Annotated in this window: 21 protein-coding genes and 1 tRNA gene; 13 read left to right on the forward strand and 9 right to left on the reverse strand. The window is 59.7% G+C overall.

Annotated features, from left to right (window positions below):
* Positions 1-117: 117 nt before the first annotated feature.
* A tRNA-Gly gene (locus tag EDE05_RS25920) sits at positions 118-192 on the reverse strand.
* Between the two features lie 235 nt (positions 193-427).
* On the opposite strand from EDE05_RS25920, the gene EDE05_RS25925 reads away from it, so the two are divergent.
* The 4 genes from EDE05_RS25925 (at position 428) to EDE05_RS25940 (ending at position 2955) form a co-directional block, all read left to right on the forward strand.
* The gene (locus tag EDE05_RS25925; RefSeq protein WP_132413520.1) at positions 428-937 is read left to right on the forward strand and encodes a prolyl-tRNA synthetase associated domain-containing protein; all 510 of its coding nucleotides are present in this window, start codon (positions 428-430) and stop codon (positions 935-937) included.
* Between the two features lie 56 nt (positions 938-993).
* Complete coding sequence (gene trxA / locus EDE05_RS25930) at positions 994-1971, forward strand: thioredoxin (protein ID WP_132413522.1); 978 nt, start codon at positions 994-996, stop codon at positions 1969-1971.
* A gap of 109 nt (positions 1972-2080) precedes the next feature.
* Positions 2081-2758 carry an LON peptidase substrate-binding domain-containing protein gene (locus tag EDE05_RS25935; RefSeq protein WP_105374482.1) on the forward strand — a complete coding sequence of 226 codons (678 nt, stop codon included), beginning with the start codon at positions 2081-2083 and terminating at the stop codon, positions 2756-2758.
* 8 nt (positions 2759-2766) lie between these two features.
* On the forward strand, positions 2767-2955 hold the full coding sequence (locus EDE05_RS25940; protein WP_112803430.1) for a Trm112 family protein: 189 nt from the start codon (positions 2767-2769) through the stop codon (positions 2953-2955).
* Positions 2956-2978: 23 nt separating this feature from the next.
* Here the strand turns inward: EDE05_RS25940 and EDE05_RS25945 are convergent, their stop codons facing one another.
* Positions 2979-4193, reverse strand: a complete 1215-nt coding sequence (locus EDE05_RS25945) for a ubiquinone biosynthesis hydroxylase (protein WP_132413524.1) — start codon at positions 4191-4193, stop codon at positions 2979-2981.
* A gap of 87 nt (positions 4194-4280) precedes the next feature.
* On the opposite strand from EDE05_RS25945, the gene tesB reads away from it, so the two are divergent.
* The 6 genes from tesB to EDE05_RS25975 all read left to right on the forward strand — a co-directional run bounded on the left by tesB (position 4281) and on the right by EDE05_RS25975 (position 11742).
* Positions 4281-5168, forward strand: a complete 888-nt coding sequence (tesB, locus tag EDE05_RS25950; RefSeq protein WP_132413526.1) for an acyl-CoA thioesterase II — start codon at positions 4281-4283, stop codon at positions 5166-5168.
* A gap of 208 nt (positions 5169-5376) precedes the next feature.
* The gene (locus EDE05_RS25955) at positions 5377-5727 is read left to right on the forward strand and encodes a P-II family nitrogen regulator (protein WP_105374478.1); all 351 of its coding nucleotides are present in this window, start codon (positions 5377-5379) and stop codon (positions 5725-5727) included.
* A 29-nt stretch (positions 5728-5756) separates the two neighbouring features.
* Complete coding sequence (locus tag EDE05_RS25960) at positions 5757-7178, forward strand: ammonium transporter (protein WP_105374477.1); 1422 nt, start codon at positions 5757-5759, stop codon at positions 7176-7178.
* Positions 7179-7418: 240 nt separating this feature from the next.
* Positions 7419-10106, forward strand: coding sequence for a DNA translocase FtsK (locus EDE05_RS25965; protein WP_134103255.1), 2688 nt, complete (start codon positions 7419-7421; stop codon positions 10104-10106).
* Positions 10107-10179: 73 nt separating this feature from the next.
* The gene (locus EDE05_RS25970) at positions 10180-10830 is read left to right on the forward strand and encodes an outer membrane lipoprotein carrier protein LolA (RefSeq protein ID WP_132413530.1); all 651 of its coding nucleotides are present in this window, start codon (positions 10180-10182) and stop codon (positions 10828-10830) included.
* Positions 10831-10938: 108 nt separating this feature from the next.
* On the forward strand, positions 10939-11742 hold the full coding sequence (locus EDE05_RS25975) for an exodeoxyribonuclease III (RefSeq protein ID WP_132413532.1): 804 nt from the start codon (positions 10939-10941) through the stop codon (positions 11740-11742).
* A gap of 12 nt (positions 11743-11754) precedes the next feature.
* Here EDE05_RS25975 and EDE05_RS25980 read toward each other — a convergent pair whose 3' ends face one another.
* Together EDE05_RS25980 and EDE05_RS25985 are read right to left on the reverse strand one after the other, a co-directional pair.
* Positions 11755-12210, reverse strand: coding sequence for a cyclic nucleotide-binding domain-containing protein (locus EDE05_RS25980; protein ID WP_112803442.1), 456 nt, complete (start codon positions 12208-12210; stop codon positions 11755-11757).
* Positions 12211-12218: 8 nt separating this feature from the next.
* The gene (locus EDE05_RS25985) at positions 12219-12902 is read right to left on the reverse strand and encodes a response regulator transcription factor (protein ID WP_105374472.1); all 684 of its coding nucleotides are present in this window, start codon (positions 12900-12902) and stop codon (positions 12219-12221) included.
* A gap of 263 nt (positions 12903-13165) precedes the next feature.
* Here EDE05_RS25985 and EDE05_RS25990 point away from each other — a divergent pair, with 263 nt between their 5' ends.
* Positions 13166-13687, forward strand: coding sequence for a L,D-transpeptidase (locus EDE05_RS25990; RefSeq protein WP_245505257.1), 522 nt, complete (start codon positions 13166-13168; stop codon positions 13685-13687).
* 51 nt (positions 13688-13738) lie between these two features.
* Here EDE05_RS25990 and EDE05_RS25995 read toward each other — a convergent pair whose 3' ends face one another.
* The 3 genes from EDE05_RS25995 to EDE05_RS26005 form a co-directional block, all read right to left on the reverse strand.
* On the reverse strand, positions 13739-14290 hold the full coding sequence (locus EDE05_RS25995; protein ID WP_132413536.1) for a histidine phosphatase family protein: 552 nt from the start codon (positions 14288-14290) through the stop codon (positions 13739-13741).
* A gap of 118 nt (positions 14291-14408) precedes the next feature.
* Positions 14409-15818, reverse strand: coding sequence for a 3-isopropylmalate dehydratase large subunit (leuC, locus tag EDE05_RS26000; RefSeq protein ID WP_132413538.1), 1410 nt, complete (start codon positions 15816-15818; stop codon positions 14409-14411).
* A 73-nt stretch (positions 15819-15891) separates the two neighbouring features.
* A complete protein-coding gene (locus EDE05_RS26005) occupies positions 15892-16083 on the reverse strand; it encodes a hypothetical protein (RefSeq protein WP_166675508.1) in 192 nt (63 codons plus the stop codon).
* Between the two features lie 53 nt (positions 16084-16136).
* Here EDE05_RS26005 and ppk2 point away from each other — a divergent pair, with 53 nt between their 5' ends.
* Complete coding sequence (gene ppk2, locus EDE05_RS26010; protein WP_132413540.1) at positions 16137-17051, forward strand: polyphosphate kinase 2; 915 nt, start codon at positions 16137-16139, stop codon at positions 17049-17051.
* A 29-nt stretch (positions 17052-17080) separates the two neighbouring features.
* On the opposite strand, the gene EDE05_RS26015 is transcribed toward ppk2, so the two are convergent.
* A complete protein-coding gene (locus EDE05_RS26015; RefSeq protein ID WP_132413542.1) occupies positions 17081-17899 on the reverse strand; it encodes an amino acid ABC transporter permease in 819 nt (272 codons plus the stop codon).
* Positions 17900-17902: 3 nt separating this feature from the next.
* Positions 17903-18697, reverse strand: coding sequence for a transporter substrate-binding domain-containing protein (locus EDE05_RS26020; RefSeq protein WP_132413544.1), 795 nt, complete (start codon positions 18695-18697; stop codon positions 17903-17905).
* Between the two features lie 167 nt (positions 18698-18864).
* Between EDE05_RS26020 and EDE05_RS26025 the strand changes: the two genes are divergently transcribed.
* Positions 18865-20145: an MFS transporter gene (locus tag EDE05_RS26025; protein WP_132413546.1), complete on the forward strand. Its 1281-nt coding sequence runs from the start codon at positions 18865-18867 to the stop codon at positions 20143-20145.
* Positions 20146-20257 lie beyond the last annotated feature (112 nt).

Below are 20257 nucleotides of genomic sequence, written 5' to 3' on the forward strand. Positions count from 1 at the left end.
TATCGACCTGGAGCAGAGAACTTTGCAAACCATCGACAATCCGTTCGGCACGAGATTGTCACCCATGTCTTAGGTACGATCTGTTACCGATGTCTCCGGTATGGACATTTGGTAAACTGGAGCGGGCGAAGGGATTCGAACCCTCGACCCCAACCTTGGCAAGGTTGTGCTCTACCCCTGAGCTACACCCGCTCATCAATCCGCCGGTCCGGGGTAGTTCGCTGGACCGTGGGTCGCGGCTCGTTGCCGGCGACGGGCGCTATATGGCCTAGACTTTTTTCAAATGCAACAGGGAAATGACGGTTGGGGTGAAGAAAAATTTCGGATTCGCCGAACTGCCGCTGCCCGGCCCCATTGCCTCGGCTTGGCCAGGCCGGACATTAAGGTTATAATTTGTCGCCCACCAACAGAGCCAGTTCTCGACAAAATGACTGAAACAGCGCCGAAGACCGCCGCGGAATTCTTCCGTTTCCTTGATAGCCTCAACATCCCCCATTCGACCAAAAGCCACCCGCCGGTCTTTACCGTTGCCGAATCCGAGAGCCTGCGAGACGCAATCCCGGGCGGCCACACGAAGAACCTCTTCGTCAAGGACAAGAAGGATCAGTATTTTGTTCTGACCGTTGAGGAGCGTGCGACGGTCGATCTGAAGACGGTTCACAAGGTTATCGGCGCTTCGGGCCGGGTCTCCTTTGGCAGGCCCGAAAAGCTGATGGAATATCTCGGCGTCGTTCCTGGAGCAGTCACCGTATTCGGCGCCTTCAACGATGCGGGTCGAAATGTTACCTTCGTGCTTGATGAGGACTTGATGAAGCACGACGTCATCAATGGTCATCCGCTATCCAATGACGCCACGACGTCGATTGGCCGCGACGACCTTATCCGATTTCTTGAGGCGACTGGCCACACGCCGCTTGTCTTGAAAGTGACGGACTGACATACGATCTTTGCGAGCGACGAGCCCAATAGACAAAGCTTTCCGGGAGAGCATTCATGAGCGGCAGAGACAATCCCTATGGTGCCGGCGCCTATGGCGGCCAAATGACTGCTTCGGCGAATTATGGTGCGGCGCCTGCCGTTCAACCGGCAGCAGATTCTGCCATCAAGGACACCACCACCGCCGGCTTTAGCAAGGATGTCATCGAAGAATCGCGGCGTCAGCCGGTTCTCGTGGACTTCTGGGCGCCTTGGTGCGGCCCCTGCAAGCAGCTCACTCCGGTAATCGAGAAAGTTGTCAATGAAGCCCAGGGCCGGGTCAAGCTCGTCAAGATGAACATCGACGACCACCCGTCGATCCCGGGCCAGCTCGGCATCCAGTCGATTCCCGCCGTCATTGCCTTCGTCGACGGCCGTCCGGTAGACGGTTTTATGGGGGCGGTGCCGGAAAGTCAGGTGCGACAGTTCATCGATCGCATTGCCGGACCTGCCGGCGCGGATCAGGCCGCGGAAATCGAATCCGTGCTTGGCGAAGCTGAAACACTGCTTGCCGAAGGAAATATCCAGGATGCCGCGCAGCTGTACGGCGCGGTCCTCCAGGCCGATCCGGAAAATGCGAAGGCCGCCGGCGGAATGATGCAATGCCTGATCGCCATGGGCGAGACGGCGCGCGCCAGCCAGATGCTCGCCTCCATTCCGGAAGATCTTGCAAAGGATGCGGCCATTCAGGCTGTTGCCAAGAAGCTCGAGCAGATCGAGGAGGCCCGAAAGCTCGGAGATCCCCTTGCTCTCGAACACGATCTGGCGCTGCATCCGGACAATCACGAGGCGCGCATGAAGCTCGCCAAGATTCTGAATGTACAGGGGCAGCGTGAGGAAGCAGCCGAGCATCTGTTGATGATCATGCGCAAGGACCGCAGCTTTGACGACGACGGAGCCCGCCGCCAGCTTCTGCAGTTCTTTGACGTCTGGGGTCCGAAGGATCCGGCCACCATTGCTGCCCGCCGAAAGCTTTCTTCGATTCTATTTTCATAACCGCCGCCGCGCCGGCCTGTTTGGTCTTGCGTTCCAAGGCAACCGCCCCACATAACTTGCGAAAGCAGATGATGGCGACTGCGAGAGTGGTCTGGGAGGTGTCGGACCCATGCATGTGGGAAATGCAAGATATCTGAAGCGGGAGGATTTGCCGGAAGCAGTTCCCGTCTTTCCGCTGACAGGTGCGCTGCTTCTGCCGGGTGGTCAACTGCCGCTCAACATTTTCGAACCGCGTTATCTTGCCATGTTCGATGCGGCGCTCGCCTCGCACCGGCTGATAGGCATTGTCCAGCCTTCGCTGATGGAGAGCGGCGAACCGGTGGAAGGCCCACGGCCCGCGCTGTCAAATGTCGGCTGCATCGGTCGCATCACCTCTTTCGCGGAAACTGGCGATGGCCGCTACATCGCCTCCATCAGCGGCGCTTGCCGCTTCCGGTTGCTGGAGGAGATGGGGCAGGGCCATCCTTATCGTACCTTCAGGATTGCGCCCTTCATGACCGACCTGTCGGTGGAGGACGATGAGGGTTCGGTCAACCGAACTGAGCTCCTGCGGGTCTTTCGCGCCTATCTCGACGCCAACAAGCTGGAAGCGGATTGGGAAAGCATCGAACGCGCCGGCAATCGCACCCTCGTCAATTCGCTGTCGATGATGTCGCCCTTCGGTCCAGCCGAAAAGCAGGCTTTGCTTGAAGCGCCCGATCTGAAGACCCGGGCGGAAACGCTGATCGCGATTACGGAAATCTTTCTGGCGCGGGGCTCCAGCGATTCGGATACCATTCTGCAGTAGGGAAAATCATGGACGAGAAGCTCAGCAAGGTGGACCCCAAACTCCTCGACCTGCTCGTATGCCCGCTGAGCAAGGGCCGCCTCTCGTTCAACCGGGAGACCAACGAGTTGATCTCCGAACGGGTGCGGCTAGCCTATCCGATCCGCGACGGCATCCCCATTATGCTGGTTTCCGAGGCTCGCAAGATCGAGGACTGATACTTCTTTCTCGAGGCGGAAAGTCAGATTGCTTCGCCGGCAAGCAGTCTCGGCCCGCCGTCGCCTGTCTTCCCCGCAGCCTGGTGAATGAAAAAGTTCTTCAGCTGCGGCATCCGGTCGACGATCCCGAGCCCGAAGTCGCGAGCGATTCGGATGGGAGTGATGTCGTTCGAAAACAGCCGGTTCAGGACATCGGTGGTCACGCCCATGCGGAACGTATCGAACCGCCGCCAGGACTGGTAACGCTCCAGTACGTTCAACGCGCCGATATCGAGGCCAAGGCGATCTGCCTCCACCACTGTTTCCGCCAAGGCTGCGACGTCCTTGAAACCCAGGTTGAGCCCCTGACCGGAAATCGGATGAATGCCGTGCGCGGCGTCGCCCGCAAGGGCAAGGCGCGGCGCCACGAATGCGCGCGCAAGCGTCAGGCCGAGCGGGAAGGCACGCCGACCGCCGACGACCCGCAATTCGCCAAGCTTGTGGCCGAAGCGCCGCTGCAGCTCTTCCTCGAAGACAAGATCGTCTGAAGCGACCAGGCGCTCGGCTTCCGCCGATCTTTCCGTCCAGACGAGCGAAGATCGGTTGTTGGTCAAAGGCAGGATCGCGAAGGGGCCGGAGGGAAGGAAATGCTCTTCCGCTACGCCTTCATGCGGCCGCTCATGGGCCACGGTGGTGACGATGCCGGATTGGCCGTAGTCCCAGGTGACGGTTCTGATGCCGGCCATGTCGCGCAGCTTCGAACGAACGCCGTCGCATGCGACAAGCAGTTTTGTCTCGATTGTGGACCCATCGGACAGAGAAACCGTGCAACGCGTGCTTTCGGTCTTGAAGCCGGCGGCGGATAGTCCATGGCGAATCACGATGCCGAGGCGCTCTGAGGCTCCTCGCAGCGCGCGGACCATGGCGACATTCGGCACCATATGAGCGAAGGGGCGGCCTTCCTCCACTTCGCCGTCGAAGGTCAGGAAAACAGGCCGCACCGGATCGGAGGTACGGCTATCGGTGACGATCATTCGGTTGATCGGCTGGGCGTCCGGCGCGATTTCGTTCCAAAGGCCAAAGACTTCGAGCATGCGGGTCGCGGCCGCTATAATGGCGGATGCCCGCTCGTCCTTTTCCCAAACACCGGCTGGCGCGGCCTCGATCACCTCGACATTGAGATGCGGCGCCGCCTGTTTGACGGCGACCGCGGCGGCGAGACCCACATAACCGCCTCCAACAACCAGCATGTCCAGCATCTACCTAAACTCCCGTGAGACTTGAGAATATCACGACCTGCATATAGACCATCCGGCAGCAGCTTCCTATCGCCGGAGACCGTCATAATGTCGCCCCAGATCGAGCCACCGTCCGCTATGGAGCAGCTGATCGAGACACTCGACGTCGAAAAGCTGGAGGAAAACCTCTATCGCGGCGTCAGCCCGGACGCCGGCTGGCAGCGGGTATTTGGCGGTCAGGTGATTGCACAGGCCCTGATGGCGGCGCAGCGGACCGTCGATCTGGACCGGTTTGTGCATTCCCTCCACGCCTATTTCATGCGTCCAGGCGATCCTTCCGTGCCGATCCTTTATCAGGTGGAGCGCATTCGCAACGGGTCAAGCTTCACCACGCGCCGGGTGGTGGCCGTACAGCACGGCAAGGCTATCTTTTCCATGTCGGCATCCTTCCAGATCGAGGAGGGCGGCTACGAGCATCAGATCGACATGCCTTCGGTTACCCAACCGGAAGACCTGATGGGAGAGAAGGAGTTCAAGGCGCTCTTCCTCGATCATGCGCCCGAATCGGTCCGGCGTTACTGGACCCGGGAACGACCGATCGAAATACGCCCCACTTCCCTCGTTCACTACCTGACCAGGGACAAGCTCGATCCCCGCCAGGATATCTGGGTGCGCACTCTCGGCAGCGTCCCGGCGGATCGTCATTATCAGGCCGCGGTGCTTGCCTATCTCTCCGACATGACCCTGCTTGATGCCTCGCTTTATCCGCACGGCATTTCGATTTTCGATCCGTCCCTACAGGCAGCCAGCCTCGATCACGCCATGTGGTTTCACAGGCCGGCGACCTTCGATGACTGGCTACTCTATACGCAGGACAGCCCAAGTGCTTCCGGTGCCCGAGGGATGACCCGCGGCAGCATCTATACCCGTGCCGGGGTTCTGATTGCGTCCGTGGCCCAGGAAGGATTGATTCGGAAAAAGGCAAATGAACAATAGCTGTGCAATTTTTCAAAAATGCACATTATTTGGGCGCCTCTGCGCGGCCCAAATGCACGTTTCTTAGATATTCTTCCCAGAGCCCTTATATTTCAATGTCTTACGCTTCGATTTGAATCTGGCACGGCCCTTGAATGTAACCCACCAGTCGCTGTCGGGATCTGCCGGCGATGAGGAGAGTCGGCCGTATGCCGAATGCAAACAAAGGATGGGAAGCCAGATGAAAATCGTGATGGCCATTATCAAGCCGTTCAAGCTGGATGAGGTGCGCGAAGCCCTCACGGCTGTCGGTATCCAGGGCCTGACCGTCACCGAAGTCAAAGGTTACGGACGTCAGAAGGGACATACCGAGATCTATCGCGGTACCGAATACGCAGTAAGTTTTCTGCCGAAATTGAAGATTGAAATCGCCGTCCCCTCAGACCTCGTCGAAAAGGCCGTGGATGCGATCGCATCGGCTGCAAAGACCGGCCAGATCGGCGATGGCAAGATCTTCGTCTATTCGATCGAGCAGGCCGTGCGCATCCGTACCGGCGAAACCAACACAGAAGCGCTTTAAGCACCGGCTGACAGGGGAGTTTTTAAGCTATGCAATTCAACAAGGTTTCTATTTTCGGACGTTTGGGTGCCGCCGCCGCGGCGTCCTTTGCGCCCGCCATTGCCTTCGCGCAGGATACTGCCGCACCCGCCGCAGCGGCTGCCGCTCCGGCCATGACGGTAGATAAGGGCGACACGACCTGGATGCTGATCTCTTCCATCCTCGTGCTGCTGATGATCGTACCGGGCCTTGCGCTCTTTTATGGCGGTCTCGTGCGCACCAAGAACATGCTGTCGGTGCTGATGCAGGTCATGATGATCGCCGCGGTTGCAATCGTCATCTGGGTTACCTACGGATATTCCCTGGCCTTCACCGATGGCGGTTCACTGAACAGCTTCGTCGGCGGCTTCTCGAAGATGTTCCTCGCCGGTGTCGATACCACGACCCTTTCGGAAAGCTTTACCAAGGGTGCGGCCATCCCGGAACTGGTCTTCGTCTGCTTCCAGATGACGTTCGCGGCAATCACGCCGGCCCTGATCGTCGGCGCCTTCGCCGAGCGCATCAAGTTTTCGGCCGTCATCCTCTTTACGATCCTGTGGCTCACCTTCGTTTACTTCCCGATGGCCCACATGGTTTGGTTCTGGGGCGGCCCGAGCGCCTATGACGGCCCGACCGGCCTCATCTTCGGCTTCGGCGCAATAGACTTCGCTGGCGGTACGGTGGTTCACATCAATGCCGGTATCGCCGGCCTCGTCGGTGCGATCATGGTCGGCAAGCGGACCGGCTTCGGCAAGGACATGATGGCTCCTCACTCCATGACATTGACCATGGTCGGCGCCTCGCTTCTGTGGGTCGGCTGGTTCGGCTTCAACGCCGGTTCGAACCTCGAAGCAAACGCCTACGCCGCTCTTGCAATGATCAACACCTTCGTTGCAACGGCAGCCGCCATCGTTTCCTGGGCGATTGTCGAAACCTTCGCTCGCGGGAAGGCATCCATGCTGGGCGCTGCATCGGGTGCGGTTGCCGGTCTCGTCGTCATCACTCCGGCTGCCGGCTTCGTCGGCCCGATGGGCGCCGTCATCATGGGTCTCGTCGTTTCGCCGATCTGCTACTTCTTCGTATCGACCGTGAAGAACAAGTTCGGTTATGACGACACGGCGGACGTATTCGGGGTGCACGGCATCGGCGGCATCATTGGTGCAATCCTGACGGGTGTGTTCGTCAACCCCGCTCTCGGTGGCGCAGGCATCGTCGATTATTCGACGGCAGACTTCGCAGCCGGTTATGCAGGCACGGCGACCCAGGTCTGGGCCCAGCTCAAGGGTGTCATCGTAACGCTGCTGTGGTCGGGCATCGGTTCGGCCATCCTCTACAAGATCGTCGATCTTGTCGTCGGTCTGCGGGTCAGCGTCGAAGCCGAACGCGAAGGCCTCGATCTCTCGACCCACGGCGAAGCCGCCTATCACTCCTGATATGTATTTGGCGGCGGCAACAGCCGCCGCTCCGATCCCGTCGCAGCGGCCGTTTGGAAGCTGCACTTCGCCCGGACTTCGGTCCGGGCTTTTTTATTCGTGTTTTCAGCGCCCGCGCTCTGGATCGTGGTTAAAGGCGCATTAACTATCGTCAGGCTACTCTGCACTGGAATTGTGCGAATCGGCCGGCAGCATGCCGACTCGCGAAGAGTTGCGTTCAGAAGGCGGCGGACAGACACGATGGGCAGAAGCAGTTCAGCGGCTATGGCAAACCGGTCTCCCCGCCTGGCCCTCACCGCCTTTGTGTGGAGGCAGGCGCTCGCGCTCGTCGGCTTCGGCATTTTCCTCGCCTTGGCGCTTGCCGTTGCGGCGCTTGCCACTTGGAATGTCGCAGACCCCAGCTTCTCCTACGCCACCGACAACGCGCCCACCAATATTCTCGGCTTTGCGGGCGCTGCCTTTGCCGACCTGATGATGCAGTTTCTGGGCCTGGCAAGCATCGTTGCGCTGCTGCCTGTGCTCGCCCTCGCATTGGCGCTCATTTCCGGCCGTAAATATGACCGCGTCCCGGCGAGGCTGGCTGCTTGGGGCGGCGGCGCTTTGCTTGCCTCCGCCACGCTCGGCTGCTTTCCCGCACCGCCCACCTGGCCGATCCCGAACGGCATCGGCGGCGTGATCGGAGACATGATCCTCCGCTTTCCCGCACTTTTCGTGGGAGCCTATCCGACGGGCATGGTGGCGATCGTGCTCGGCTGCATCTTCACGCTTCCCTGTATCTGGCTCATGCTTTTTGCTTCCGGTCTCGTCGGCGAGGCTTTCGAGGAGGATGCGGAAGACGACGACAAGCCCGTTGCGGCGACGAAGGCACCGCCGAAGCGTGAAGAATTCGACGATGAAGACGAAGAGGGCGCTTTTGCCGGCTTTTTGGCCTTCGGCGCGATTGCCCACTACTGGTATATTGCCCAAGCCCGGCTGCGCCGACTTGCGGGGATCAAGCCTCCGGTTCGTGTCGGCTTCGATCAGCCCTATGATTTCAACGAGGACGAGTTCGGCATGTTGAACGAGCCGGTCCGTGCCAAGGCTGCTCCTGCCGCGGCCGGCCGTCGCATGGAGCCGTCGCTCGATGATCCGGCGGAGCGGGCTGTGCCGCCGCGCCGTGTGGTCACAGCTCCGCCAATCTCGGCCCATGAAGACGATGATTACGACGACGACCCGCCGTTCGACATGGATGACATGCCGCCGCGCCCGGCCGGTATTCTGGCCGACGACGATGCACCGTTTGTCTCCTCCCGTGCGTCGCAGGCCAGCCGTGGCCAACCTCGCGTCGTCCCTGCCGCCGCTCCACCGAAGCCAAGCCCCCGCGTCGCCCGCGAAGCCCAGGCGTCGTTCATTTCACCTGATGGTTTCCAGCTTCCCTCCGTGCATCTTCTGAACGAGCCGAAGGCGATCGCGCGCGATGCATCGCTTTCTGCCGACGCGCTGGAGCAGAACGCCCGGCTGCTCGAAGGCGTGTTGGAGGATTTCGGTGTCAAGGGCGAGATCATCCATGTCCGTCCGGGGCCTGTCGTCACGCTTTACGAACTTGAGCCGGCGCCGGGCATCAAGTCGTCCCGCGTCATCGGCCTGGCCGACGACATCGCCCGTTCGATGAGCGCGATTGCCGCGCGTGTTGCCGTCGTGCCCGGTCGCAATGCGATCGGGATCGAGTTGCCGAACCGGACTCGCGAAACGGTGTATCTGCGCGAAATGATCGGCAGCAAGGATTTCGAAGGCAGCAAGGCTAAACTCGCCATGGCTCTCGGCAAGACCATCGGCGGCGAGCCGGTCGTCGCCGACCTTGCCAAGATGCCGCATCTGCTCGTCGCCGGTACTACCGGTTCCGGCAAATCGGTGGCAATCAATACCATGATCCTATCGCTTCTCTATCGCTATACGCCGGAGAAATGCCGCCTGATCATGATTGACCCGAAGATGCTCGAACTGTCGGTCTATGATGGAATTCCGCATCTCCTCTCGCCGGTCGTGACCGATCCGAAGAAGGCGGTCGTGGCGCTCAAGTGGACCGTCCGCGAGATGGAAGAGCGCTACAAGAAGATGTCGAAGATCGGCGTGCGCAATATCGACGGCTTCAACAGCCGCGTCGAGCAGGCGATCGAAAAGGGCGAGGTGCTTACCCGCACCGTGCAGACCGGCTTCGACCGCCAGACGGGCGAGGCCGTCTATGAGACCGAAGAATTCGACCTTCAACCGATGCCTTATATCGTCGTTATCATCGACGAAATGGCCGACCTGATGATGGTCTCCGGCAAGGATATTGAAGGCGCGGTCCAGCGCCTGGCGCAGATGGCGCGTGCGGCTGGCATCCATGTTATCATGGCTACACAGCGCCCCTCCGTGGACGTTATTACCGGCACGATCAAGGCGAACTTCCCCACCCGTATTTCATTCCAGGTCACATCGAAGATCGACAGCCGCACGATCCTGGGCGAGCAGGGCGCTGAACAACTGCTCGGCATGGGCGATATGCTCTACATGGCGGGTGGCGGCCGCATTCAGCGTGTCCATGGTCCCTTCGTGTCGGACACGGAAGTCGAAGACATCGTCGCCTACCTGAAAACGCAAGGGGCGCCCCAATATCTCGATGCGATTACGGCTGATGACGACGAGGATGAAGCCGGCACAGGCGGTGGTCCGGCAGGCACCGGCAACCTAAGCGATTCAGACGATCCATACGATCAGGCAGTGGCGATCGTCTTGCGTGATGGCAAGGCGTCCACATCCTATATCCAGCGGCGTCTCGGCATTGGCTATAACCGTGCGGCATCGCTCATCGAGCGAATGGAGCAGGAGGGGCTGATCGGACCGGCCAATCATGCCGGCAAGCGCGAGATCCTGGTGCCGACCGAGGGCGATATCCTCGAACGGTAAGGCTTTTGTGATCGCTTGCAACTGCCATCAAGACGCCGCGTTTTAAACCGAGAACCAGGGGAAGGAGAATAGAATGAAGAACGATAAATCCATCCTTTCACACGTCCGTCTCGATTCGATTGGCCGCAGGCAATTTTCGCTCGGGCTGGCGAGCCTGGTGGCTGCGATGTCCTTGCCGAACATGAGCTTCGCGCAGAGCTCGGCTGCGGCTCAGAAGATCGCCGATCACTTTTCCTCGGTCAAAACCATGATGGGCGAATTCGTGCAGTTCGGTCCGCGCGGGGAGCAGACCGGCGGCAAGTTCTTTATCGAACGGCCCGGTAAGCTGCGGTTCAATTTCGAGGATCCATCGCCGATCCGCGTGATTGCCGACGGCAAGAACGTCGTGGTCGGCAACATGAAGCTCAAGACCTGGGACGTCTATCCTCTGTCCAAGACGCCGCTCAGCCTGCTGCTGTCCGACCGCATCGATCTCGGCAACCAGATGGTCCGTGACGTCAAGCAGGAGTCCGACCTGACGACTATCGTGCTTGGCAACAAGACCGTCTTCGGCGATTCGACCATCACAATGATGTTTGATTCCAAGACCTACGATCTCAGGCAGTGGACCATTACCGACGCTCAGAACAAGGACACGTCGGTGATGATCTACAACGTCAGGAACGGGGTGAGCCTCGACGAAAAGGTCTTCACCATCCCCTATGACGAAGTTCGCAAGGGCTGATCGCGTCGAAGTTCGAAAAGTCTGAAGAGCCGGGCCTGCGCACGGCCTTTTTGCTTCTCAACGCAATTAAAATTTCCTAAACCTCGCCGCAACATACGAGGTTTGGCCATGACTTTTTCCATCAGTACCTGGAACATCAACTCCGTACGGCTGCGCATGCCGATCGTCGAGCAGTTCCTCGTCCGCCACAAGCCGGATATCCTCTGCCTGCAGGAAATCAAGTGCCAGGAGCCGGAATTTCCGCTGCAGCCCTTCAAGGACTTAGGCTACCAGCACGTCATCATTCACGGCCAGAAGGGCTATCACGGCGTCGCAATCGTGTCGAAGATCCCGCTTCTGGAAGATCATCGGCAGAACTATTGCGGGGTGGGTGATGCAAGGCACATCTCCGCCATCTTCGAGCGCGGTTCGCGCCGCGTCCGCCTGCATAATTTCTACGTGCCGGCAGGTGGCGACGAGCCCGATCGTACGGTGAACCCGAAGTTCGGCCACAAGCTCGATTTCGTAGAGGAGATGAAGGCTCTCAAGGCTGATCCAATGCCCGGCATATCCTCCGTCCTCGTCGGCGATCTCAATATAGCGCCGCTTGAGCACGATGTCTGGTCGCACAAGCAGATGCTAAGGATCGTCAGCCATACACCGATCGAAACCCAGGGGTTGAACGAGGTCATGGCGCGCGGAGGCTGGCTGGACCTGATGCGCCAGCACGTGCCCGAGAGCGAAAAGCTCTATACGTGGTGGAGCTATCGTTCCAAGGATTGGCGAGTCGCGGACAAGGGGCGTCGGCTGGATCACATATGGTCGTCTCCGGATCTCGGGCCGTTCCTCGATCACATCGAGGTGCTGAAGGAAGCGCGCGGCTGGAACCAGCCGTCCGACCACGTTCCGGTGACGGCGACCTTCAAGTTCTGAACCCTGTCGATTTCAGACAAACCTGTGGCTCATCGCCGCCGCCGCCTTGGCGAGGCTCGCAATATTGTCCCGGATGCGTCTTTCGATCACCCGGCCGACCTCGGGATATTCCTCAAGCAGGCGATGAAACAGCGAACGGCTGATTTTCATCGCCTCGGCGTCCTCGACTGCCACGGCGGTGAATTTCCGCTCCACCATGGTGATCAGCGCCAGTTCCGACAACAGCGTGCCGGGGCCGACCGTCGCCTCCACCTTTGGTTCGCCGTTACGGTCCGTCATCAGCAATTCGAAGCGGCCACGGGCGATGATAAAAGCCGATTCCGCCGGCGATCTTTCTCGGAACAGCTCCTGACCTGCAGCCACCTGTCGCCGCTCGGCCCCAAAGGCCACGAGGCGAAGCTGGTCGTCATTCATATCCTTGAAGAGCGGGACCTGTGAGAGCAGGCGGATATCTTCGGTCAGGGACATTGTTCAAATCACGGTACGATTTTGTAGCCACCGTTTTCGGTGACCAGGATTTCAGCGCTGGAGGGGTCGCGTTCGATCTTCTGGCGTAGACGATAGACGTGGGTTTCCAGCGTGTGGGTCGTGACGCCGGAATTGTAGCCCCAGACTTCTTCCAAGAGCACGTCGCGCGTCACCACCTTCTGGCCGGCGCGGTAGAGATAGCGGATGATGGCCGCTTCCTTTTCCGTGAGCCTGATCTTCTTGCCGTCGTCGGTGGTGAGCAGCTTCTGGCTCGGCTTGAAGATGTAAGGGCCGACCGTGAAGGTTGCGTCCTCGCTCTGCTCGTACTGACGCAGCTGCGCGCGGATACGGGCAAGCAGCACTGCGAAGCGAAAGGGCTTGGTGACGTAGTCGTTTGCACCTGCCTCGAGCCCCAGGATCGTATCCGAATCCGTATCATGGCCGGTCAGCATAATGATCGGCGCCTTAAACCCGTTTTTGCGCAGAAGCTTTACCGCCTCACGGCCGTCCATATCCGGCAGGCCGACATCCATGATCAGGAGATCGATCTGGGCGGTCTTCGCGGTTTGCAGCGCCTTGGCGGCGTTGGCTTCCTGGAGAATCGAGAACTCGTCGTAGAACGACAATTGCTCGACCAGGGTCTCGCGCAGATCGTCGTCGTCATCCACCAGGAGTATGGTACGCGCTGCCATTCTCAAGCCTTTCATCTCTCCGCTCGCCCGTCCTGCTTTCCGGCAGTGGCAGGCGATCGGGATCTTCGATCTAATCCCTACAGCATCGACCCCAAAATCGAAATCGATTTTCGGCAAGTATGATGCTCGGGCCCAATATGTAAGAGCCTCCCTTGCGCGTCCATAGCGACGCGTGGTGTTCCAAGGTGCTATGAATTCAAACGAAATCATATTCAAAGCAAAACCTTGTGAGAGAAATGCACCGTTTTCGCGAAAGAGCGTGCTTGAACCCGAACACTATCACCGTCAGAACCGCGCCGCGGGATCGAAGGCGCGCCATCGTTTCCATGGGAGGCGTCACCGTTCAGGCCGCAATCGGGCGCTCCGGCACGACGGCATTCAAGCGGGAAGGTGACGGCGCAACGCCGATCACGTCGATGCGCGTCCTTTATGGGTTCGTGCGGGGCGAGAGGGTGCGCCTGCCGCCGACCGCCCTGCCCATGCGGCATATCCGCAGCGACATGCTGTGGTGCGATCAGCCGAACCATCCGGCCTATAACAGCCTCGTTAAAGCGCCCTTCCGCCCCAGCCATGAGGAGATGATGCGCGCCGACGGGCTGTACGACATCTGTCTGGTGCTCGACTGGAACATAACGTCGAGGCGCCGCTATCGCGGTTCTGCGATCTTCTTTCATTTGATCAAGCCCGGCTACCAACCGACTGCCGGCTGCATCGCCGTGGGCCTTGCCGATATGAAGCGCCTTATCCGCTTTATGAGAAAGGGCACAGTCGTGCGGGTTCTCTGAACCTCCTGCTGGCAATGGCCGGAGGTCATCATTCCGGTGTTGCTTGACGACTTATTTGAGTGAGCGCGGCTTAACGAACCGCTTCAGGGTGCCGGATCCGGGCGAAATACTTTGCCAGGTCGGTAGAGCGAAATCGAGGACGGCGAGAGCACCGGTTGGATATTTGTCGGCGATTGCCTTCATAGCCTCGGGCCGGCCGCTGCCCGCCAGCATCAGTGCGAGATCCTGCAGTCCCGGATTGTGTCCTACGATTAGCACGGTGCGAAACTCCGGCTCGATCCGTCTCAACTCAGCAAGAATTGTAGTCGCCGAGGCCTCATAAATTGCGGAACAATCGTGACAGATCAGCGGGCGGAGGATTTCGTTTCTGACTAAAGCCCAGGTTTCCCGTGTTCGCCGTGCGTCGGAAACCATAGCCAGACTGGGAATGAGCCCCTCCTGTGCCATAAATCGGCCCATGAGCTGAGCAGCTTTCCGACCTCTCTCGGCCAGCGGTCTTTCGTGATCCGCTATCCCGTCCGGCCAGGCGGATTTAGCATGCCGCAGCAAAAGCAGTCTGCGCGCATCCCTGCCAAGTTCGCTTTCTGATGGGTCAGATTCCACCTCGGGCTCCGGATATTGTCGTTCCGCCAAGGATCATACCGGCGTTTCTTCGCCGGCCATAAAAGAAAATGCCGCCCGGGCAGGGCGGCATTGATCATGTTAACGTCGGATGGACGGACTACTTCCACTCGCGGATGTCGACGAAGTGGCCGGCGATGGCGGCGGCGGCAGCCATGGCCGGCGAGACAAGGTGGGTGCGGCCCTTGTAGCCCTGGCGACCCTCGAAATTGCGGTTCGAAGTGGAGGCGCAACGCTCGCCCGGCTTCAGGCGGTCGTCGTTCATTGCAAGGCACATCGAGCAGCCCGGTTCGCGCCATTCGAAACCGGCATCCTTGAAGATCTTGTCGAGGCCTTCGGCTTCCGCCTGTTCCTTGACGATTCCGGAGCCCGGAACGACCATCGCCGATACGGTGGGAGCGACTTTGCGGCCTTCAACAACCTTGGCGGCGGCGCGCAGGTCTTCGATGCGGCCGTTGGTGCAGGAGCCAATGAATACGCGATCGACGGCGATGTCAGTGATCTTGGTGCCCGGCTTCAGGCCCATATAGTCCAGAGCGCGCCATTTGGAGGTGCGCTTGGTTTCATCCTGAATATCGTCCGGGTTCGGAACGGAACCCTCAACCGAGATCACGTCTTCCGGCGAGGAGCCCCAAGAGACGATCGGCGGCAGGTTGGCGGCGTCGAGCACGACCACCTTGTCGAAATGCGCGCCTTCGTCGGTCTGCAGCGTCTTCCAGTAATCGAGCGCCATGTCCCAGGCCTTACCCTTCGGGGCGCGCGGCTTGTTCTTGATATACTCGAAAGTCTTTTCGTCCGGCGCGATCAGGCCGGCGCGGGCGCCGCCTTCGATCGTCATGTTGCAGACGGTCATGCGGCCTTCCATGGAGAGCGAGCGGATGGCTTCGCCGGCAAATTCGATGACGTGGCCGGTGCCGCCGGCGGTGCCGATCTCGCCGATGATGGCGAGGATGATATCCTTGGCGGTGACGCCCGGAGGCAGCTGGCCGTCGACCCGTACCAGCATGTTCTTTGCCTTCTTCTGCACCAGCGTCTGAGTGGCCAGCACGTGCTCGACTTCGGACGTGCCGATGCCATGCGCCAGCGCACCGAAAGCGCCGTGCGTCGACGTGTGGCTGTCGCCGCAAACGATCGTCATGCCGGGAAGGGTGAAGCCCTGTTCAGGCCCGACAATGTGAACGATGCCCTGGCGGACGTCCTTCTCGGAATAATATTCGACGCCGAAATCCTTGGCATTCTGTGCAAGCGCTTCGACTTGAATGCGGCTTTCTTCGTTCTTGATGCCTTCGTGGCGGTCGGCGGTAGTCGGCACGTTGTGGTCGACAACAGCGAGCGTCTTTTCCGGGGCGCGAACCTTGCGGCCGGCGATCCTCAGGCCTTCGAAGGCCTGCGGGCTCGTCACTTCGTGTACGAGGTGACGGTCTATATAGAGAAGACAGGTGCCATTCTCGTCCTGCGAAACGACGTGGTCGTCCCAGATCTTGTCATAAAGGGTACGGGGTGCGCTCATGGCTGCCATCCATCGGGTATTTTGAAACAGGGAGATATAGTACGGCTTTGTCGCTGCCGGTGCGATGGATCGGTCAGCTAAGTCGGCTGTTCAGAGCGCCGGATACGCGTGCGAAGAACCGTGCCGGCAGGCGCTTGTGGTCCTGCAGCACGATAAACTGGTTCGCGAGGCATCCGAATTTCGATCCCATGGCTGCTGCAATACCAGTTTTCGATGAAATCGGCAACGGAATTGCATCGTCGGAAACCTGTCGCATCACTGTCATAAAGTCTTCGCGGAAACGTGGTTGATCTGAGGCCAGAAACGGAGGGATCTCAAATGTCCGAACCCATGGAAGACCAGCTCAGCCGCATCAAGGACGAGATTGCCGACAGCTTCGACGAAGAGCTGGAAATGCAGATGGAAGAGGACCGGCTGGACGACCTGATCGCCGAGGGCATGTCGGAGCCTCCGGAGCCGACGATCGACCGGAGGATCTATTTCCGCGAACTCTTTCGGCTGCAGCACGAACTCGTCCGGCTGCAGGACTGGGTGCAGTACAAGAAGCTGAAGATGGTGGTGCTGTTCGAGGGCCGCGATTCGGCCGGCAAGGGCGGCGCGATCAAGCGCGTCACCCAGCGCCTCAATCCGCGTGTCTGCCGCGTCGTGGCGCTTCCGGCACCCACAGAGCGTGAACGGCATCAGTGGTATTTCCAGCGCTATGTGCCCCATCTGCCGACGGCCGGCGAAATGGTACTGTTCGACCGCTCCTGGTACAACCGCGCCGGCGTCGAGCGCGTCATGGGATTCTGCACGCCTGACGAACTGGAGGAATTTTTCCGCTCGGTGCCGGAATTCGAGCGGATGCTCGTTCGCTCCGGCATTATCCTCGTCAAATACTGGTTCTCGATCACCGACGAGGAGCAGGAATTCCGCTTCAAGATGCGTATCCACGATCCACTGAAACAATGGAAGCTCTCGCCAATGGATCTCGAAAGCCGGGTTCACTGGGAAGAATACACCAAGGCCAAGGAGGAAATGCTAGACCGCACTCACATCGCGGAGGCGCCGTGGTGGGTGGTGCAGGCGGTCGACAAGAAAAGAGCGCGGCTCAACATGATCGCGCATCTTCTTTCGCAGGTTCCCTACGACACGGTTCCGAAGGAGTCGATCGAGCTTCCCGGCCGCATCCGCAACGCGCATTACATCCGCCATCCGGTGCCGCCGGAAATGTATGTACCGGAGGTCTACTGATCCATGCCGACGGGCGGGGATGGCTTCCTTCACCGCTCCGTGCGCTTGCGCAGCCGGCTTTCGATGCCTCGCAGCGTCAGCGATAGGCCAATCGTCAGCAGCAGGTAGATATAGGTGACGATCGAATAGGTCTCGAAGAAGCGGAAGGAGCCCGCCGCATACACTTTCGCCATCTGGGTGATATCGGCGACACCCAGCACCGAGACGAGCGATGAGTCCTTCACCATCGAGACGAAATCGTTGGAAAGCGGCGGGAAGATCACCCGCATCGCCTGCGGGAAGACGATCAGCCGAAAGCGCTGGAAGCGGCTGAAGCCCAGCGTTTTTGCCGCCTCGATTTGTCCTTCGTTGACCGACTGGAAGCCGGCGCGAAAGATTTCTGCGATGAAGGCCGCATAGCCGATCATCAGCGCTATCACCGCCCGCCAGAGCAGCGAGACATCGCGCACCAGCAGTTCGTCGGCAAAGCCTCGCCCGATAAGCGGTGCCAGCAGCCAGTTGTAGAGTGCAACGAAGGCAGGCGCGCCGACAAACGCGACATAGAACAGCAGGACGAGGATGGGGATGCCGCGGATCAGCTCCACATAGAAGCGGGCGGCCTGTCGTAAAACAACACTGTTCGAAAGCCCCGCGAGCGCAATCGCGAGCCCCAGCATCGTTGCAAGCGCAAAGGCTCCGAGCGTCACGCCGACGGTGATGCCGATTCCTTTGGAAACGACGCCGAACACCTGGGCATAGAGATCATTGACGGCGATGACGACCGCGAGCCCGACGCATAGAGCCCCGAAGGCGACGAACCACCAGGGGAAATCCTCACGCGCTGCGGTCTTTCGGCGCGCTGGCGCCATGCCCTATTGGCCCATCTTATAGTCGAGGAACCATTTCTTGTTCAGCGCGTCGAGCGTGCCGTCGGCCTTGAGCGCCGCGATGGCCGCATTGACTGGCGCGACAAGGTCGGATCCCTTCCTGAAGATGAACCCGAAATCCTCGGTGCCAAGCGGCTCGCCGATGATCTTTAGCGTCCCGCCGGAAGCTTTCACATAACCTTCGCCGGCGGTGCTGTCCGTCAGCACCAGGTCGACGTCACCCGTCTTCAGCGCCTGCACAGTCGCTCCGAAGGTCTCCATAAGCTTGATCCGCGGGTTTTGCTCGTTGCCGTCGAGTATCTCATACACCGCTGTGTAGAAGGGGCTCGTTCCCGGTTGCGCGCCGATCAGCCCCTTTTCCAGAGCGGCAAAGCTCTTGGCATCGGTAAAACGCGCTTCGTCGCCGCGCACCAGCATCAGCTGCTGCGAGCGCATGTAGGGATCGGAAAAGTCGACCTTCTCCTTGCGGTCGTTCTTGATGGTGATGCCGGTCATGCCGATATCGTATTGCCCGTCGGATACAGCCTGGATCATCGCGTCCCAGCTCGTGTTCTGGTACTCGATCTTGAAGTTCAGGCGCGTTGCGATCTCGTTCATCGCATCATATTCCCAGCCGATCGCCTGGCCGCTCTTCGGATCCACGAATTGCAGGGGCGGATAGGCATTTTCCGTCACCACGACCACCTTGCGTCCCTTGAGGTCCGGCAGGCCGGCTGAGACCGCTGCGGGTGCTAGGCTGAGGACGGCAAGACCGGCAATAAGCGTACGGCGTAAGAGCATCGTGGCACTCCTGATTGTGTGGCTCTGATTCCCTCTCATAAAAAGGCCGCCGTTAGCAAGCGGCGGAAGCAGCCATATCTGACACTTGCCGGCAGGGTCGCATCCTCTACATCCCCCTGACCTTATACCCTGCTTCAACGCGGGCGGAATTTTTTGGAGAAGATCCGTTGGTTCAGGAAAAAGAGCTCATTTCGAAGATTGTCTGGAGACTGATGCCGTTTCTCGGGATCCTCTATCTGATCGCCTATATCGACCGTCAAAACGTCAGCTACGCGAAGCTGGAGATGGTCGATGCGCTCGGCATCAGCGAATACGCTTACGGTCTCGGTGCCTCGCTCTTCTTCATCGGCTATTTTATCTTCGAAGTCCCGAGCAATCTCTTTCTCAACCGCTTCGGCGCCAGCCGGTGGTTCGCCCGCATCATGATCACCTGGGGGATCGTTACCATCGCGCTCGCCTATACCCAGAACGCGGTGATGTTCTACATCCTGCGCTTCCTGCTGGGCGTTGCGGAGGCGGGCTTCTTTCCGGGCGTTCTCTTTCTGCTGACGCTCTGGTTCCCGAAGGATTATCGCGGCCGCATGGTCGGCTTGTTCATGATCTTTAGCGCGCTCGCCAATGCAGTTGGCGCTCCGATCGGCGGCATGCTGCTCGACCTTGACGGCCTGCTCGGCCACGCCGGCTGGCAATGGGTGTTTCTGGCAACCGGCGTACCGGCGGTCGTTGCCGGCATCGTCACGTTTTTCTATCTCGATGATACCCCCGAACAGGCCAAATTCCTTTCGGCGGATGAAAAGCGCTGGCTTCATGACCGGCTCGCGCGCGAAAATTCGGGAATGGAGGAACATGCAGACAACGGGTTCAAGGCGCTCGTCAATCCCCGGGTGCTGCTGATGGCGCTTTGCTATGTCGGGTTTCCGCTCGCCGCCTACGGCCTGAGCTATTGGCTGCCGACCATCGTCAAGGGCTTTGGTGTGTCGAACACCGCCAACGGTTTCATCAATATCATCCCCTGGCTCGTGGTTGCGTCGGCGCTTTGGTTCGTGCCGAATGCTGCGGATCGGAGCGAACGTAAGACGCTTTACATCGTCGGTCCTGCCTTTATTGGCGCTACCTGCCTGGCTATGTCGGTACTCGCTACCTCGCCGGTCCTGCAGTTTACCTTCCTTTGCGTCGCCGCTGCAGGCATCTTTGCTGGCCAGCCTGTCTTCTGGAGCCTTCCGTCGCGTTTCCTCAAGGGTGCAGGTGCGGCAGCCGGCATCGCGGCGATTAATTCGGTCGGAAACCTCGGCGGCTTCGTCGCGCAGAACGTGGTGCCGTGGATCAAGGATTCAACGGGCAGCGACATCCTGCCGATGATGTTCCTGGCCGTCTGCCTTGCCACCGCCGGTCTCCTTGTCATCATCGTAAGGCGGATGATGGCGGCCAGACAGGCGGCGACCGCCTGACAGGCCGAGCGAGCAATAAAAAAGCAACGGTGTTAGGTGTCAATCGCGTTAGCGTGGTGTTCCCGCATTCTTGCGTTGAGGATGATGATCATCTTTCGCATGACGGCGACGA

Source organism: Neorhizobium sp. R1-B (assembly GCF_004368875.1).
GTDB classification, from domain to species: Bacteria; Pseudomonadota; Alphaproteobacteria; order Rhizobiales; family Rhizobiaceae; genus Neorhizobium; species Neorhizobium huautlense.

Coding starts and splice junctions, on each gene's coding strand:
- EDE05_RS25960 (WP_105374477.1), top strand. CDS start 5,757: ATGCAATTCAACAAGGTTTCTATTTTCGGACGTTTGGGTGCCGCCGCC.
- leuC (WP_132413538.1), bottom strand. CDS start 15,818: ATGAGCGCACCCCGTACCCTTTATGACAAGATCTGGGACGACCACGTC.
- EDE05_RS25940 (WP_112803430.1), top strand. CDS start 2,767: ATGGACGAGAAGCTCAGCAAGGTGGACCCCAAACTCCTCGACCTGCTC.
- EDE05_RS25955 (WP_105374478.1), top strand. CDS start 5,377: ATGGGAAGCCAGATGAAAATCGTGATGGCCATTATCAAGCCGTTCAAG.
- EDE05_RS25965 (WP_134103255.1), top strand. CDS start 7,419: ATGGGCAGAAGCAGTTCAGCGGCTATGGCAAACCGGTCTCCCCGCCTG.
- tesB (WP_132413526.1), top strand. CDS start 4,281: ATGTCGCCCCAGATCGAGCCACCGTCCGCTATGGAGCAGCTGATCGAG.
- trxA (WP_132413522.1), top strand. CDS start 994: ATGAGCGGCAGAGACAATCCCTATGGTGCCGGCGCCTATGGCGGCCAA.
- EDE05_RS26020 (WP_132413544.1), bottom strand. CDS start 18,697: ATGCTCTTACGCCGTACGCTTATTGCCGGTCTTGCCGTCCTCAGCCTA.
- EDE05_RS25975 (WP_132413532.1), top strand. CDS start 10,939: ATGACTTTTTCCATCAGTACCTGGAACATCAACTCCGTACGGCTGCGC.
- EDE05_RS25985 (WP_105374472.1), bottom strand. CDS start 12,902: ATGGCAGCGCGTACCATACTCCTGGTGGATGACGACGACGATCTGCGC.
- EDE05_RS25925 (WP_132413520.1), top strand. CDS start 428: ATGACTGAAACAGCGCCGAAGACCGCCGCGGAATTCTTCCGTTTCCTT.
- EDE05_RS26015 (WP_132413542.1), bottom strand. CDS start 17,899: ATGGCGCCAGCGCGCCGAAAGACCGCAGCGCGTGAGGATTTCCCCTGG.
- EDE05_RS25970 (WP_132413530.1), top strand. CDS start 10,180: ATGAAGAACGATAAATCCATCCTTTCACACGTCCGTCTCGATTCGATT.
- ppk2 (WP_132413540.1), top strand. CDS start 16,137: ATGTCCGAACCCATGGAAGACCAGCTCAGCCGCATCAAGGACGAGATT.
- EDE05_RS26005 (WP_166675508.1), bottom strand. CDS start 16,083: ATGACAGTGATGCGACAGGTTTCCGACGATGCAATTCCGTTGCCGATT.
- EDE05_RS25945 (WP_132413524.1), bottom strand. CDS start 4,193: ATGCTGGACATGCTGGTTGTTGGAGGCGGTTATGTGGGTCTCGCCGCC.
- EDE05_RS25980 (WP_112803442.1), bottom strand. CDS start 12,210: ATGTCCCTGACCGAAGATATCCGCCTGCTCTCACAGGTCCCGCTCTTC.
- EDE05_RS25935 (WP_105374482.1), top strand. CDS start 2,081: ATGCATGTGGGAAATGCAAGATATCTGAAGCGGGAGGATTTGCCGGAA.